General features: G+C 68.0%; 16 protein-coding genes. 13 read left to right on the plus strand and 3 right to left on the minus strand.

Going from position 1 to position 15,256, the window contains the following annotated elements; all coding sequences use genetic code 11:
- The first annotated feature begins 143 nt into the window (after positions 1 to 143).
- Complete coding sequence (hypE, locus tag DFR40_RS00005; protein ID WP_121456445.1) at positions 144 to 1,196, plus strand: hydrogenase expression/formation protein HypE; 1,053 nt, start codon at positions 144 to 146, stop codon at positions 1,194 to 1,196.
- A gap of 6 nt (positions 1,197 to 1,202) precedes the next feature.
- Here hypE and DFR40_RS00010 read toward each other — a convergent pair whose 3' ends face one another.
- Complete coding sequence (locus DFR40_RS00010) at positions 1,203 to 1,403, minus strand: hypothetical protein (RefSeq protein ID WP_121456446.1); 201 nt, start codon at positions 1,401 to 1,403, stop codon at positions 1,203 to 1,205.
- 165 nt (positions 1,404 to 1,568) lie between these two features.
- Here DFR40_RS00010 and DFR40_RS00015 point away from each other — a divergent pair, with 165 nt between their 5' ends.
- The 6 genes from DFR40_RS00015 to DFR40_RS00040 all read left to right on the plus strand — a co-directional run bounded on the left by DFR40_RS00015 (position 1,569) and on the right by DFR40_RS00040 (position 8,202).
- Positions 1,569 to 3,245 (plus strand): hydrogenase maturation protein, encoded by a 1,677-nt coding sequence (locus DFR40_RS00015; RefSeq protein ID WP_121456447.1) that lies wholly within the window; start codon positions 1,569 to 1,571, stop codon positions 3,243 to 3,245.
- Positions 3,242 to 4,711, plus strand: coding sequence for a sigma-54-dependent transcriptional regulator (locus DFR40_RS00020; protein WP_121456448.1), 1,470 nt, complete (start codon positions 3,242 to 3,244; stop codon positions 4,709 to 4,711). The genes DFR40_RS00015 and DFR40_RS00020 overlap by 4 nt, the downstream gene beginning before the upstream one ends.
- Entirely contained in the window at positions 4,708 to 5,703 is a 996-nt protein-coding gene (locus DFR40_RS00025; protein ID WP_121456449.1) for an NADH-quinone oxidoreductase subunit B family protein, read from the plus strand. The genes DFR40_RS00020 and DFR40_RS00025 overlap by 4 nt, the downstream gene beginning before the upstream one ends.
- Complete coding sequence (locus DFR40_RS00030; protein WP_121456450.1) at positions 5,700 to 7,121, plus strand: nickel-dependent hydrogenase large subunit; 1,422 nt, start codon at positions 5,700 to 5,702, stop codon at positions 7,119 to 7,121. The genes DFR40_RS00025 and DFR40_RS00030 overlap by 4 nt, the downstream gene beginning before the upstream one ends.
- Before the next feature lie 45 nt (positions 7,122 to 7,166).
- Entirely contained in the window at positions 7,167 to 7,700 is a 534-nt protein-coding gene (speG, locus tag DFR40_RS00035; protein WP_121456451.1) for a spermidine N1-acetyltransferase, read from the plus strand.
- Positions 7,701 to 7,782: 82 nt separating this feature from the next.
- Positions 7,783 to 8,202, plus strand: a complete 420-nt coding sequence (locus DFR40_RS00040; RefSeq protein ID WP_121456452.1) for a hypothetical protein — start codon at positions 7,783 to 7,785, stop codon at positions 8,200 to 8,202.
- A 10-nt stretch (positions 8,203 to 8,212) separates the two neighbouring features.
- Here DFR40_RS00040 and DFR40_RS00045 read toward each other — a convergent pair whose 3' ends face one another.
- Both DFR40_RS00045 and ccoG read right to left on the minus strand, forming a co-directional pair.
- A complete protein-coding gene (locus DFR40_RS00045) occupies positions 8,213 to 9,178 on the minus strand; it encodes an AAA family ATPase (RefSeq protein ID WP_121456453.1) in 966 nt (321 codons plus the stop codon).
- A gap of 96 nt (positions 9,179 to 9,274) precedes the next feature.
- Positions 9,275 to 10,681 (minus strand): cytochrome c oxidase accessory protein CcoG, encoded by a 1,407-nt coding sequence (ccoG, locus tag DFR40_RS00050; protein WP_121456454.1) that lies wholly within the window; start codon positions 10,679 to 10,681, stop codon positions 9,275 to 9,277.
- A gap of 68 nt (positions 10,682 to 10,749) precedes the next feature.
- Here ccoG and DFR40_RS00055 point away from each other — a divergent pair, with 68 nt between their 5' ends.
- The 6 genes from DFR40_RS00055 to DFR40_RS00080 all read left to right on the plus strand — a co-directional run bounded on the left by DFR40_RS00055 (position 10,750) and on the right by DFR40_RS00080 (position 15,247).
- Positions 10,750 to 11,193 carry an RrF2 family transcriptional regulator gene (locus tag DFR40_RS00055; protein ID WP_121456455.1) on the plus strand — a complete coding sequence of 148 codons (444 nt, stop codon included), beginning with the start codon at positions 10,750 to 10,752 and terminating at the stop codon, positions 11,191 to 11,193.
- Between the two features lie 68 nt (positions 11,194 to 11,261).
- Positions 11,262 to 11,726, plus strand: coding sequence for a nickel-responsive transcriptional regulator NikR (nikR, locus tag DFR40_RS00060; protein ID WP_121456456.1), 465 nt, complete (start codon positions 11,262 to 11,264; stop codon positions 11,724 to 11,726).
- Complete coding sequence (locus DFR40_RS00065; RefSeq protein WP_121456457.1) at positions 11,701 to 13,038, plus strand: ATP-binding protein; 1,338 nt, start codon at positions 11,701 to 11,703, stop codon at positions 13,036 to 13,038. The genes nikR and DFR40_RS00065 overlap by 26 nt, the downstream gene beginning before the upstream one ends.
- 111 nt (positions 13,039 to 13,149) lie before the next feature.
- Positions 13,150 to 13,842: a DUF4198 domain-containing protein gene (locus tag DFR40_RS00070; RefSeq protein ID WP_121456458.1), complete on the plus strand. Its 693-nt coding sequence runs from the start codon at positions 13,150 to 13,152 to the stop codon at positions 13,840 to 13,842.
- Positions 13,839 to 14,261 carry an ABC transporter permease gene (locus DFR40_RS00075; RefSeq protein WP_121456459.1) on the plus strand — a complete coding sequence of 141 codons (423 nt, stop codon included), beginning with the start codon at positions 13,839 to 13,841 and terminating at the stop codon, positions 14,259 to 14,261. The genes DFR40_RS00070 and DFR40_RS00075 overlap by 4 nt, the downstream gene beginning before the upstream one ends.
- On the plus strand, positions 14,258 to 15,247 hold the full coding sequence (locus DFR40_RS00080; RefSeq protein ID WP_211329697.1) for a hypothetical protein: 990 nt from the start codon (positions 14,258 to 14,260) through the stop codon (positions 15,245 to 15,247). Before DFR40_RS00075 ends, DFR40_RS00080 begins: the two co-directional genes overlap by 4 nt.
- Positions 15,248 to 15,256 lie beyond the last annotated feature (9 nt).

Genomic DNA, 15,256 nt, shown 5'->3' on the forward strand with positions numbered 1-15,256 from the left:
CGGGGCGCCGACCTAGGGGTGGTCTTCTTTTTGGCTACTTTTTCTTGGCCACGCAAGAAAAAGTACGCCCGCGCGTCAGGCGCGGAACACAGCGCATCAACACACCCAACCGCCCCCAAGAACCCACAGCCAAACCCAAAACCATGACCTCCTCCCGTAAACCCTACATCCGCCCCCTCGACCTCAAGCACGGCCAGGTCGATATGGCCCACGGTTCCGGCGGCCGGGCGATGGCGCAGTTGATCGACGAACTTTTCGCCCGCCACCTCGGCAACGAATACCTCGGTCAGGGCGACGACGGCGCCGTGCTGCCGCTGCCGGGCGAAGGCCGGCTGGTGATGGCAACCGATGCCCACGTCGTCTCGCCGCTGTTCTTCCCGGGCGGCGACATCGGCTGCCTGTCGGTGCATGGCACGGTCAACGACGTCGCGGTGATGGGCGCCAGGCCGCTCTACCTGGCGGCCAGCTTCATCCTCGAAGAAGGCTTCCCGCTCGGCGATCTCGCCCGCATCGTGCAGAGCATGGCGGCGGCGGCGAGCGCTGCCGGGGTGCCGGTGGTGACCGGCGATACCAAGGTGGTCGAGCGCGGCAAGGGCGACGGGGTGTTCATCACCACCACCGGCGTCGGCGTCGTGCCGCCGGGGCGCGAGCTGTCCGGGCGGCGGGCGCGGCCGGGCGATGTGATCCTGGTTTCCGGCACGCTCGGCGACCACGGCATGGCGATCATGGCCGAGCGCGAAAGCCTGGGTTTCGAGTCGCCGATCGTTTCCGACACGGCCGCGCTGCACGGGCTGATCGAGGTGCTGCTGGCGACGGGCGCCGACATCCGTGTGCTGCGCGATCCGACGCGCGGCGGACTGGCCACGACCTTGAACGAGATCGCCCGTCAGTCGGGCGTCGGCATGATGCTGCAGGAGAAGGCGCTGCCGGTGCAGCCGGCGGTCAATGCGGCCTGCGAGTTGCTGGGGCTGGACCCGCTTTATGTCGCGAACGAAGGGAAACTGGTGGTGATCTGCGGCGAAAATGACGCCGAAAGCTTGTTGACCGTGATGCGCGGGCATCCGCTGGGCCGGGCCGCGGCACGCATCGGCAGCGTCCATGCCGACGAACACCATTTCGTCCAGATGACCACCGCTTTCGGCGGCCGGCGCATCGTCGACTGGCTCAGCGGCGAGCAGTTGCCGCGTATCTGCTGAGGCGCGTCAGTGGCGTTCGGCAATGAGCAGGCTGCGTACGTCGCCGACTTCGAAAAGGACCATCTCGCGGGCGTCGGCGAGGTTGTCGGCGTTGCGCACATGGAACAGGTCGCGGCGGCCGTCGGGATAGCGGACGGCGGCGACGTATTCGACACGGGGGCGGGCGATGCTGCGGGAACGTGGCTGCTTGCGCTGGGTGGCGACCATGTTGGTGAACTCCCTGTATGGTTTTTGCGCATCGTAGCGAAAGCCAAGTCCTTGAAAAATATGGCTAAGGTCATAAACGCACTGCCATGGGGCGGTGCACCTCCGGCAATCGCCCGTGGCTGCGTGCTTCATGCCATGCGGTTCTCCTGAAAAAACCTACCCGACATGCGGATATTATTCATAACGCAAAGTTTCAACGGCCTGACGCAGCGACTTTTCGCCGAGCTGGGCGCCGCCGGTCACCAGCTCAGCATCGAGCTGGACATCGCCGATTCGGTGACGGAAGAGGCAGTCGCCCGCTTCCGTCCCGACCTGGTGCTGGCGCCTTTCCTGAAACGGGCGATTCCCGAATCGGTGTGGTCGGCCGTGCCCTGTTTCATCGTTCATCCCGGCATTCCCGGCGACCGCGGTCCGGCTGCGCTCGATTGGGCGATCCAGCGCGGCGAGGCGCGCTGGGGCGTCACCGTGCTGCAGGCCGAGGCAGAAATGGACGCCGGACCGGTCTGGGCCTCGGCGGAATTTCCGATGCGCCCGGCGAGCAAGGGCTCGCTCTACCGCAACGAAGTCACCGAAGCGGCGGTACGCGCCGTATTGCAGGCGGTCGAGCGTTTCGCTACCGGAGATTTCCAGGCGCAACGCGTGCCCGGGGCGGCGCATCCGCCGATGCGCCAGGACGACCGGAAAATCGACTGGAAAACCCGGTCGACCGTCGACGTCCTTGCCCGCCTGCGTGCCGCCGACGGTTTTCCCGGCGTCGCCGACGAACTCTTCGGGCAGCCGTGTCATTTGTTCGACGTCTGGCCGGAAGAGCGCCTGCGCGGTGCGCCGGGAGCCTTGCTGGCGCGCCGCGAGACGGCGCTGTGCCGGGCGACTGCCGACGGCGCGGTATGGATCGGTCACGTCAAGAAGCCGGGCGGCATCAAGCTGCCGGCGACCGTCGCCTTCCCGGAAGCCGCCGAGTTGCCCGAGGCGCCGCTGGCCGGCTGGGGGCAGGCCGACCATCCGACCTGGCAGGACATCGCCTGGCGCGAGGCCGACGGCGTCGGTTTCCTGTCCTTCCGCTTCTACAACGGGGCGATGGGCACGGCGCAGTGCCGCCGGTTGACCGAGGCCTTCGGCTGGGCGACGAGGCGGCCGGTGCGGGTGATCGTCCTCGACGGCGGCAGCGATTTCTGGTCGAACGGCATCCACCTCAACCTGATCGAGGCCGCCGACAGCCCGGCCGACGAATCCTGGGCCAACATCAACGCCATCGACGACCTGGCCGAGGCCATTTTGCGCTGCCAGACGCAGTTGACCGTTGCCGCCGTCGGCGGCAATGCCGGCGCTGGCGGCTGTTTCCTGGCGCGCGCCTGCGACCGGGTCTGGGTACGCGACGGCGTCGTCCTCAATCCGCACTACAAGAACATGGGCAACCTCTACGGTTCCGAGTTCTGGACCTACCTGCTGCCGCCGCGCGTCGGTGCCGACGGCGCCCGGGCGATCATGCAGCACCGCCTGCCGATGCCGGCCGCCGAGGCGGTCGCCTGCGGCTTCTACGACGCCTGCCTGCCGGCGCCCGGCTTTGCCGTCGATGTCGCCCGGCGGGCGCTGGAAATGGCGCAGGCGGCAGATTTCCCGGCGCAACTGGCGGCCAAGGCGGCGCGCCGCGCCGCCGACGAGGCGGTGAAGCCGCTGGCGCAGTACCGGGAAGAGGAGCTGGCGGCGATGCGGCGCAATTTCTACGGCTTCGATCCGGCTTACCACGTCGCGCGTTATCATTTCGTCCATAAGAGCCCGCATTCGTGGACGCCGCGGCATCTCGCCCGGCACCGCGACCTCGACTGGAAAACGCCCGCATGAATGCACCCGTGTTGCGCCGCCTGCCCGCCGTCCTCGTCGTCGACGACGAGCTGCGCTCGCAGGAAGCGCTGCGGCGCACGCTGGAAGAGGATTTCGAGGTGTTCTGCGCGTCCAGTGCCGCCGAGGGCTGGGAAATCCTTGAAATGGAGGAGGCTACTGCCGGTGTCCGCGTCGTCCTCTGCGACCAGCGCATGCCCGGCACCACCGGCGTCCAGTTCCTCAAGGAAGTGCGCCAGCGCTGGCCGGATATCGTGCGCATCATCCTCTCCGGCTATTCCGACGCCGAGGACATCATCAGCGGCGTCAACGAAGCCGGCATCTGGCAGTACCTATTGAAGCCGTGGCAGCCCGAACAGTTGCTGCTGACGCTGCAGCGCGCCGCCGAGCTGTGGCGGCTGCAGCAGGAGAACCAGCGCCTGTCGCTCGACCTGCGCACCGCCGAGCCGGCCTTGCGCCGGCGCGTGGACAGCAAGCAGGAAAAGCTGCGCAGCACTTTCGGCCTGGCCGGCCTGGTGCGTGCCCCGGGCAGCCCGATCGAGCCGGTCTGCGACCTGGTCGCGCGCATCGCGCCCTACGACCTGTCGGTGATGGTCACCGGCGAATCCGGCACCGGCAAGGAAATGGTCGCCCGTGCCATCCACTACGAGAGCAGCCGCGCCGACAAACCCTTCATCACCGAGAACTGCGGCGCCGTCCCCGACACCCTGCTCGAATCCGAACTCTTCGGCTACAAGCGCGGCGCCTTCACCGGCGCCGTCGACGACCGCATCGGCCTGTTCCAGCAGGCCGACGGCGGCACGCTCTTCCTCGACGAGATCGGCGAAACCAGCCCGGCCTTCCAGGTCAAGCTGCTGCGTGTGCTGCAGGAGGGCGAGTTCCGGCCGCTCGGCAGCAACAAGTCGGTGTCGGTCGACGTCCGCGTGATTGCCGCCACCAACCGCGACCTCGAAGCCGACGTGCGCACCGGCCGCTTCCGCGAAGACCTCTATTACCGGCTGGCGACCATCCCGGTGCATGTGCCGCCGCTGCGCCAGCGACCGATGGACCTGCCGCTGCTCGCCGGCCGCCTGCTCGAACAGAGCTGCGCGGCGCTGGGCAAGCCGGTGCGCGGTTTTGCCGAGGCGACGCTGGCCCGCCTCGCCGCCTACGCCTGGCCGGGCAACGTGCGCGAACTGCAGAACGAGATCCTGCGCCTGGTCGCCCTCGCCGACGGCGAACTGCTTGACCCCGAGCTGCTCTCGCCGCGCCTGCTGCACGGACCGGCAACGCCGCTTCCGGCGAGCGACGAATGGACCGACGGCCTGTCCGGCAACCTGCGCCAGCGCATGGACCAGCTCGAACGCCGCGTGCTGCTGGCGGCGATGCAGCGCCACCAGGGCAACAAGTCGCGCGCCGCCAACGAACTCGGCCTGTCGCGCGTCGGCCTGCGCGCCAAGCTGGCGCGCCACGGATTCACCGAGGCATGAAGGTCCTCTGGCTGCAAAGCGGTGGCTGCGGCGGCTGCACCCAGTCGCTGCTCTGCCACGAGCCGCGCCCGCTGTTCGACGAACTGCGCGGCGCCGGCATCGAGTTCGTCTGGCACCCGGCGCTGTCGGAAGCCAGCGGCGAGGAAGCGCTGACCATCCTCGACGACTGCGCCAGCGGCCGCCGCGAGTTCGACGTCCTCTGCATCGAAGGCGCGATGCTGCGCGGCCCCAACGGCACCGGCAAGTTCCACCTGATGGCCGGCAGCGGCCGGCCGCTGACCGAATGGGTGCAGCGCCTGGCCGAGCGCGCCAAGTGGGTCTTCGCCATCGGTTCCTGCTCCGCCTGGGGCGGTTTTTCGGCGAACACGCCGGGCAATCCGCTGGAAGCCTGCGGCCTGCAGTACGACACCGACACGCCCGGCGGCCTGCTCGGCAAGGCCTTCCGCTCGCAGGGGGGCCTGCCGGTGGTCAATCTCGCCGGCTGCCCGACGCATCCGGGCTGGATCGTCGATACGCTGGAAAAGCTGGCTTTCGACGGGTTGACCGTGCACGACCTTGACGAGGTCGGCCGGCCGCTGCTCTACGCCGAGCAGCTGGTGCACCACGGCTGCCCGCGCAATGAGTTCTACGAGTTCAAGGCGAGCGCCGAAAAGCACTCCGACCTCGGCTGCCTGATGGAAAACCTCGGCTGCAAGGGCACCCAGGCGCACGCCGACTGCAACACGCGGCCGTGGAACGGCGTCGGCTCCTGCCTGAAGGGCGGCTACGCCTGCATCGCCTGCACCGAGCCGGGCTTCGAATCGCCCGGCCACCCCTTCCAGGAAACCCCCAAGCTGGCCGGCATCCCGATCGGCCTGCCGGCCGACATGCCGAAGGCCTGGTTCGTCGCGCTCGCCGCATTGTCCAAGTCGGCGACGCCGAAACGAGTGCGCGACAACGCCGTCGTCGACCACACCGTGGTCCGTCCGGGCGTCAAGAAGGGCGGCAAGTGAAGCGGATCCAGGTCGGCCCGTTCAACCGCGTCGAAGGCGACCTCGAGATCGGCCTCGACGTCGATGCCGGCCGGGTTGTCGCCGCGCGCGTCAATTCGCCGCTGTTCCGCGGGTTCGAGCAGGTCCTGGTCGGTCGCGATCCGGCCGACGCGCTGGCCGTCGTGCCGCGCATCTGCGGCATCTGCTCGGTCGCCCAGTCGGCCGCCGCCGCCAACGCGCTGAGCCGGCTGGCCGGCGTCGCGCCGCCGCCGAACGGCGAACTCGCCGGCCGCTTGGTGCTGGCGGCCGAAAACCTGGCCGACCACCTGACCCATTTCTATCTCTTCTTCATGCCGGATTTTTGCCGTCCGGCCTATGTCGACCGTCAATGGCATGGCACTGCCGCCGAACGCTTCACGGCGCAGACCGGCAGCGCCGTCGCGCCCTGGCTGCAGGCGCGCGCGCGGCTGTTCAACCTGGCCGGCTTCCTCGCCGGCCGCTGGCCGCACACGCTGGCGCTGCAGGCCGGCGGCAGCACCAAGGCGATCGGCGCCGGCGAACGCATCCGCATCCAGGCGCTGCTGCGCGAGTTCCGCGCCTTCGTCGAGGAACGGCTGCTCGGCGACCGCCTCGAAGCCTTCGCCGCACTGCCCGACGCCGATGCCCTGCACGCCTGGGCCGCCGCTCGCAACAGCGACGCCGCGCTGTTCCTGCGCGCTGCCAGCGACCTTGGTCTCGACGCCATCGGTCGCGGTAGCGAGCGCTTCCTTTCCTACGGCGCCTACGGACTCTTCCCGGCCGGCGTCTGGCAGCCGGATCTGACGGTCGACCCGCTCGATCCGGCAAAAATCGCCGAGGACGTCAGCCATGCCTGGCTGCACGGCGACGCGCCGCTGCCGCCGGCGCAGGGCGAAACCCGTGTCGCTGCCGACAAGGCTGGTGCCTACACCTGGTGCAAGGCGCCGCGCTACGCCGGCGAGGTCGTCGAGACCGGCGCGCTCGCCCGCCAACTCGTTGCCGGTCAGCCGCTGCTGCGCTCGCTGGTCGCCCGCCACGGCGGCAACGTCGTCGCCCGCATCGTCGCCCGCCTGATCGAAGTCGCCCGCGTCCTGCCGGCGATGGAGGACTGGCTGCGCGCGATCGAACCCGGCGCCCCCTTCTGCCTGCCGGCGCCGCTGCCCGACAGCGGCCACGCCGTCGGCCTGGTCGAAGCCGCGCGCGGTGGTCTCGGCCACTGGCTGAGCGTGAAACGCGGGCGCATCGAGCGCTACCAGATCATCGCCCCGACCACCTGGAACTTCTCCCCGCGCGACGCCGCCGGCACCCCCGGCGCCCTCGAACAGGCCCTGGTCGGCCTGCCCGCCGGCGACGGCGCACCGCCGACCGTGCAGCACGTCGTGCGCAGTTTCGATCCGTGCATGGTGTGTACGGTGCATTGAGGCTGCGGCGTAGAATCTTCCGGGTCTGAACCGCCTGGAGTTCTCATGTCGGAATCCCTGATCCTGCGCCCGCTGGAGCGCGAAGACCTGCGCTTCGTCCACGAGCTCGACAACAACGAAACGGTCATGCACTACTGGTTCGAGGAGCCTTACGAGGCTTTCGTCGAACTCGCCGATCTCTACGACCGCCACATCCATGACCAGAGCGAGCGCCGCTTCATCGCCGAGGTTGGCGGCGAGCGGGTTGGGCTGGTCGAACTGGTCGAGATCAACCACATCCACCGTCGCGCCGAGTTCCAGATCATCATCGCGCCCAGCCATCAGGGCCAGGGCTACGCCACGCTCGCTACCCGCCTGGCGATGGATTACGCCTTCACCGTGCTCAACCTGTACAAGCTCTACCTGATCGTCGATTGCGCCAACGAGCGCGCCGTCAATGTCTACGCCAAGCTCGGCTTCGTCGAGGAAGGGCGCCTGCGCGAGGAGTTCTTCGTTGACGGCGAGTACCGCGACGTGTTGCGGATGGCGGTTTTCCAGCCCGATTACCTGGCGCGGCGGCGGCTTGCTGCGTCGGCTTGAATTTGTAACCGGTTAACAACATTGTCATTAAATTGTCGTTGATCTATGCTCTCCTGATAAAAAATCTCAGGGAGCTTCGATCATGGGTGCAGGTCTGCCGCCGGCGATCGCCGTCGATCTCGCGAATGCGCGATGCGTCATCATTTTTCCCGCCTACCTGGCGCATACGCGGATGCCCGAGTGCATCCGCCGGCTGGCCGGCGTTGCCGACTGCCGCGAACTGGTCCTCGATTTCTCGGCCACGCGCGAAGTCGACCTGACCGCCTGGGCCGGCCTGTTGCTGCTCCAGCGCCTGTTCGGCGAGCAGTACAGGATCCGGGTCCGCGGCGCTTCGCCGCGCATCGAGGAACACTGCAATGTGCTCGGCATCGGCCGGCCGGCGCATCCGCTGCAGCTGTTCGCGCTCTATCTGCTGCCGGTGTCGCGACCGGCCCGGTTCGGCCTGCTGCTGTCGCTGCTCTCGGTCAGCGCCGTCGCCGCCGCACAGTGGATCGGCGGCTGACGGCGCGCCGTCAGAAGCCGATCTTGCGGCTGCGCCCCGGGCGCGATTGCTCGAAATCGCCGGTTTCCAGCCAGTCGCGGCCGGCCAGCTTGGCGTTGCCGAAGGCCGAGAGCAGGCGCTTTTTCATGTCGCGCGGCGGCAGCGCGGCAAGGCATTCGAGGACGGCATCGTCGGCCTCGGCCGGGAAACCCCAGTCGTGTTCGTTGACACAATGACGGTACAGTGTGCCGGCAATCGCCAGCGATGCGTCACGATCCGGGCGCGGCACCTCGTAGACGTTCATCCGGTTGAGGATCGGTGCCGGAATGCTGCGTTCGTCGTTGGCCGTGGTCACCCAGAGGATGTGCGAGGCATCGATGTCGATGTCGACGAACTCGTCCTTGAAGGCTTTCGCGGTGTCCTGCTCGAGCAGGCTGTAGAGCGCGCCCATCGGGTCGTAACGGGCGTCGCCGCCGGCCTTGTCGATCTCGTCGAGGACCACCACCGGGTTGGCGAAATCGCCATGGACCAGCGCCTGGGCGACCTTGCCGGGCTTGGCATTGGTCCATTGCGCGGAAGCCCCGGAGAGGATCCAGCCGGCGGTGAGGGCGCTCATCGAGACGAATTCATGGCTGGTGCCGAGCTTGCCGGCCAGCTCGCGGGCGAAGTGGGTCTTGCCGATGCCGGGTTCGCCGAGCAGCAGGATCGGCGTGAACTGCAGCGGCTCGCTGCCGGCGACGGCGAGCGCCAGGTGCTTCCTGAGATCGTCGATGACTTCGCCGAAGTTCGGGCAGCTGGTGTAGAGGTCGTCGATCATGTCGATGCCGCTGGGGCGGACCAGGAAACGTTCGCCGCCGCGCTGGCGCATCTTGTCGTAGAGCGCGGCCAGCGCCTCGTTGCGGCCTGGGCCGGCGTCGTCGAGGGCGCGCTCGATGTCGGTCACGTCATAGATGGTGCGCGCTTCGGCGACCGTGAGACGAAGGTCGGTAGGGGCCATGATGACTTCCTCCTGGACTGCTGTCAGCGATTGACGAAGCTGGTGATCCGTCGCGGATCACCAGCCGCACCCAGGTCGAAGCATTTCCCGTGCCGGTCAGGGCAGCCAGAAGGACGCCTTCTGGTCGACGCGGATTTCCGGATCGGCGGCGTCGATCACCGTGAACACGATCGGATGCGAGCCGGCCGCCCGGCTGCCCGCTTCGGCCTGCACCGAGAGCGTGATTTCCTGCATGCCGGCGGCGGGGACGCTGACCGGGCCGCCGCCGTCGAGGCGGATGCCGGGCAGGCCGGCGACCTCGATGCGGAATTCGCGCGCCTGTTCGCTGGCGTTGGTCAGGTGCATGCGGAAGGCATTCTCGATGTTGCCGTTGTCGCTTTCCCGGTAGAGCGCGGCGCGTTCCTTCTCGATACCGACTTTGAGCGGCATCCGCGTGGCCAGCGACCAGGCGCCGGCACCGCCGATGAGCAGCAGCGCACCAAGATAGAGCATCGGCCGCAGGCGCAGCGTCCGGCGCACGATCTCGCTGCGTCCGAAGCCCTGCTCGACGGCATTCTCGGTCGAGTAGCGGATCAGTCCGCGCGGGTATTTCATCTTGTCCATCACCTGGTCGCAGGCGTCGATGCAGGCGGCGCAGCCGATGCACTCGAGTTGCAGGCCGTCGCGGATGTCGATGCCGGTCGGGCAGACCTGGACGCAGATGCCGCAGTCGATGCAGTCGCCCAGTCCGCTGGCCCGCGGGTCGGCCTGCTTGGGACGGCTGCCGCGCGGGTCGCCGCGCTGGGCGTCGTAGGCGACGATCAGCGTGTCGCGGTCGAACATCACGAACTGGAACTGGGCGTACGGGCAGATGTACTTGCACATGTGCTCGCGCATGAAACCGGCCATGCCGTAGGTGGCGGCGCCGTAGAAGAGGATCCAGAAGATTTCCCAGGGGCCGGTGCCGCCGCTGGCGAAACCGCCGATCAGGTCGCGGATCGGCGTGAAGTAGCCGACGAAGGTGATCCCGGTCCACAGCGCGATGAGCAGCCAGATGGCGTGCTTGAGTGTCTTCTTGCGCAGCTTTTCCGGCGAATTCGGGGCCTTGTCGAGCTTGATCCGCTGCGGCCGGTCGCCTTCGATCCAGCGTTCGACCCAGAGGAAGATTTCGGTATAGACCGTCTGCGGGCAACTGTAGCCGCACCACAGGCGGCCGGCCAGGGCGGTGAACAGGAACAGGGCGAGTGCCGAAAGCAGCAGCAGCCAGGTCAGGTAGATGGTGTCCTGCGGCCAGAGAACCAGGTCGAACAGGTAGAAGCGCCGGGTGTCGAGGTCGAAGAGCACCGCCTGGCGGCCGTTCCACGGCAGCCAGCAGAGTCCGTAGAAAACGATCTGGGTGAGCCAGACGAAGGCGACGCGCCAGTTGTTGAAAAGGCCGCTGACGGTGCGCGGATGGACCTTGACGTTGGGGTCGGCGACCGGTTTGATCTCGATGATCCGCGGTTCCGGGGATTGTTTTACCATGATCGCTGCGGGGTTTCTCGTTGGCTTAACATGTATAATTTTTACATCTTATCATCCGGAGCGTGCCAGTGCGACTGAGCAGCTTTTCCGACTACAGCCTGCGCGTGCTGATGTACCTCGGCGTACACGCCGAGCGGCTGGTCACGATCGGCGAGATCGCCGAGGCCTACGGGATTTCGGCCAATCACCTGACCAAGGTCGTGCATCAGCTGGGCCGGCTCGGCTATCTGGAGACGCTGCGCGGCAAGGGGGGAGGCATCCGCCTCGGGCGGCCGGCCGGGGAGATCCGGCTGGGCGAGCTGATCCGCCAGGTCGAGGGCGACTGGGCGCTGGTCGAGTGCTTCGCCACCGGCGGCAACTGCCAGATCCACGGTGCCTGCCGCCTGCCGCCGATTCTCGACGAAGCGTTGGCGGCGATGTTCGCCGCGCTCGACCGCCACACCCTGGCCGAGCTGCTGGTGCGTCCGCGCGAACTCGGTCAGGCGCTGCCCCTGCGCCGGCTCGCCGGATAAACCCGGAGGCTTGCGCGGCAGGCCGGTTGACGGCATTGTCGCGGGCGTCATTGCAAGGAGTCTGCTCGATGGAACGCTTCACCATTTCGCTCGACGATTCGCTCGCCCGCGAATTCGACGCGCTGATCGCCGCCCGCGGCTACGTCAATCGCTCCGAGGCGGTCCGCGACCTGATCCGCGGCGCCATCGAGAGCGACCGCCAGCGCGGCGAGCCGGCCGGCCAGTGCGTGGCGGCCCTGTCCTACGTCTATAACCACCACGAGCGCGAGCTGTCGGAGCGCCTGACCGGGCTGCAGCACGATCACCACGACCTGACGGTGGCGGCCATGCACACCCATCTCGATCACGACAACTGCCTGGAAAATGTCGTTCTCAAGGGGTTGACCGTGGACGTCCGGCGGTTTGCCGACGCCCTCATCGCCGAGCGCGGCGTCCGCCACGGCAAGCTCAACCTGATCGCGCTCGAGGCCGAATACCATCACGCCCACGACGGGCACGGCAGCGACCATGTCCACTACCGTCCCGCCCGCTGACCCGGCCGGCGATCCGCTGCTCGCCGCGACCGGGGAGCAGGCCTGGATCGAGGTGATCCAGAAGATGGACGAGGTCTACAACGACCTCCTGCAGTACGAAGTCGCGCTCGAGGAAAAGAACGCCGCGCTCGAGGAATCGCACCAGTTCATCGAGAGCGTGCTCGCTTCGATGTCGGACATCCTGATCGTCTGCGACCGCAATGGCGGCATCGAGGAGGTCAATCCCTCGCTCTGCCACTTTGCCGGCAAGAGCGCCGAGCAGCTCGCCCGCACCCCGGTTTTCGACCTCTTTGCCGACGAGGTCGAGCGCAGCAAGGCGCGCGACCTGTTCGCCCGCTACGCCCGCGAAGGCGTGCACGACTGCGAGTTCTTCCTGCGCGCCGGTGACGGATCGACGGTGCCGGTGTCGATGAACTGCACGCCGCGGGTGTCGCAGACCGGCAAGCTGATGGGCGTCGTCGTCACCGGCCGCCCGGTCGGCGAGCTGCGCAAGGCCTACCAGGCCCTGCGCCAGGCGCACGACGACCTGAAACGCACGCAAAGCCAGCTGCTGCACGCCGAGAAGATGGTCTCGCTGGGCCGGCTGGTGGCCGGCGTCGCCCACGAACTGAACAACCCGATCAGCTTCGTGCTCGGCAACGTGCTCTCGCTGCAGCGCTATGCCGGCCGGCTCGGCAGCTACCTCGAGGCGGTACATGGCGGTCGCATCGACAGCCTGCCGGCGCTGCGCCAGGAACTGCGCATCGACCGCATCCTCGCCGACATGCCGCAGCTGATCGACGGCATGATCGAGGGCGCCGAGCGCACCCGCGACATCGTCGACGCGCTCAAGCGCTTCTCGGCCGTCGACAAGGCGGCGCCCGAGGAAGTCGACGTCAACGAGGTGATCGAGCGTTCGGTGCGCTGGGTGACGCAGAGTGCTTCCGGCAAGTTCACGGTCGACCTCGATCTGCCGGCAAAAATGCGCTGTCGCGGCTCGTCCGGGCAATTGCAGCAGGTCGCGATGAATCTCGTCCAGAACGCCTGCGACGCCACCGCCGGCCAGCCCGCCGCCCACCTGGCGATCAGCGGCGAGCTTGCCGACGGCCGTCTGCGGGTCCGTTTCGCCGACAACGGTCCGGGCATTCCCGAGGCCAACCTGGCCCACCTGTTCGAGCCCTTCTTCACCACCAAGCCGGTCGGCCAGGGTACCGGGCTCGGGCTGTCGATCAGCTACGGCATCGTCGAACGCCACGGTGGCAGCCTGGCGGCGCGCAACCGGCCCGGGGGCGGTGCGGAATTCATCCTGACACTGCCGGTGGAAAGTCGCTGACCACTTGCGGCCGGTTTCTGCCGGGCAAAGCGAATACGCACAATGACTTATTGTCCGGGCACGGATTTTGTATGAAGATTGTCGTCTACTTCATAACCCGCGTCCGAAGCCATGCGCCGAGCCCTGTTCCTGGTCACCGTCCTGCTCTCTTCCGCCGCCGGCGCCCATGACCTCTGGCTGGAAACCGACGGCGACGCCGTCGTGCTCCTCCAGGGGCACCGGCATTCGGCGCACGAGGGCGCCGAGACCGTTGCCTACGATGCCGCGCGGGTGACCGCTGCGCGCTGTGTGGACGCCGACGGCAAGTTGCGGACGCTGGGCGTGCCGGCTGCTGCGCCGGTGCGCCTGGCCGGCGGTTGCGCCGTGCTGCAGGCGGATTACGTGGCCGGCTACTGGACGAAGACCGCCTGGGAAACGAAGAATGTGCCGAAGACTGGAATCTCCGGCGTGCTCCGCAGCTGGCATTCGGCCGAGTCGGTCAAGCGCATCGCCAAATGGGTGCCGGCCGCCGCCCGGCCGCTCGGCCAGGGGCTGGAAATCACCCCGCTGCGCGATCCGCTGACGCTGGGCAGCGGCGACAAGCTGAGCCTGCTGGTCACCGACGACGGCAAGCCGGTGGCCGGCCTGCCGGTTGCCTACGGCGACGATACCCGGGGCGTCAGCGGCGCCGACGGGCGCATCGCCATCCGCCTGCGCCATCCCGGCGTGCAGTTGATCACGACGACGCTGGAGACGCCGCTCAACGACGGCAAGGCCGATCGTTCGCTGCGCAGCGCCACGCTGCAGTTCGAGATCGCCCGGTGAAGCGCCTGCTTGCCGCAGTGCTGCTGTGCGCCGGGGCGGCGAGCGCGCACGAGGTTCAGGTCGCCACCGCCGGCGCCACCGCCACCGTGCTCACCTTGCGCTATGCCGATGGCCAGCCTTTCGCCTTCGAGGCCTACGAACTCTATCGCAGCGACAGCCAGACGCCGGCCCAGGTCGGCCGCAGCGATGCCGCCGGGCGCATCGCCTTCGTCGCCGACGGGCACGGCGAGTGGCGGCTGAAGGCCTGGTCGGACGACGGTCACGGGGTCGACCGGCCGGTTTCGGCAATTTCCGGCGACCTGGCGGTGTCCGCGCCGGCCGCCGAAACGCCGCGCGCGATCCTGTGGCTGGCCGGCCTGGGAACGATTTTCGGCCTGTTCGGGCTGCTGCAGCTTTACCTGGGGAGGAAAAGACGATGAAAAAATCGATGTTGGGTGCCGGCGCCTTATGCGCTGCCCTGGTCGCGCCGCCGGCGCTGGCTCACCACGGTGTCGCCGGGGTCGGCGCGGTCGGCTTGCAGGGGCCGGGGGCGCCGATCGAGTCGGCAGCGTCGTCGGTGCTGCCGGAAGGCGGCATGCTCGCCTACCTCAAGGTCGACCAGGCGCGCTTCAAGAAATACGACTGGGCCGAGCCGAATGCCGATTACGCCCGCTTCACCATGCTTGGCCTCGGCTATGGCGTCACGCCGTGGTTCTCGGCCTACCTCTTCGTGCCCCACAACACCAAGGTCGAGCAGTCCGGCGGCCTCGATTCGCGCGGCTGGGCCGACGCCTCGCTGATGGGCCAGGTCGGCTTCAAGCTCGACCAGGACGGCTGGCGCCTGACCCCGGCCAACGAGAGCCTCGACGATCTCGAGGACTGGCATTTCAGCGTCTTCGGCGGCGCCACGCTGCCGACCGGCAACGCCAATCATCGCCTTGCCGACGGTTCGATCGACGCCGGCAAGTCGCTCGGTTTCGGCAAGCCGGCCTGGTCGCTCGGGCTGACCGCCAGCAAGATGCTCAGCCGGACGCTGACCCTCAGCCTGGAAGCCTCGACTTTCCGTTTCCAGCCCTATACCTACGATAGCGGCGAGCGCGTCCAGTTTGGCGCCGAGAACCGCCTCAACGCGGCGCTGTCCTGGCGGGCGCTGACCTTGCCGGCGCAAGCCTTCCGTCTCGACCCGGTGCTCGAGGTCCAGTACCTGGCGCTCGGCCGTGATCGCGTCGACGGCGTCGGCGAGCGCGGCACCGGTGGCCGCATGGTTTATCTGATGCCCGGCGTGCGCGCCTACTGGCACAATGCCAGCATCGCGCTCGGGCTGAAGAAGCCGGTGTGGACCGACCTCAATGAATCGCGTACGCAGCAAGGCGCCGAAGGCAAGGAGAAATACCGCCTGGTGTTCTCCGCTTCGCTGATGTTCTGATCAATTTCA

The sequence above is a fragment of the Azonexus fungiphilus genome (assembly GCF_003634965.1).
Taxonomy (GTDB): domain Bacteria; phylum Pseudomonadota; class Gammaproteobacteria; order Burkholderiales; family Rhodocyclaceae; genus Azonexus; species Azonexus fungiphilus.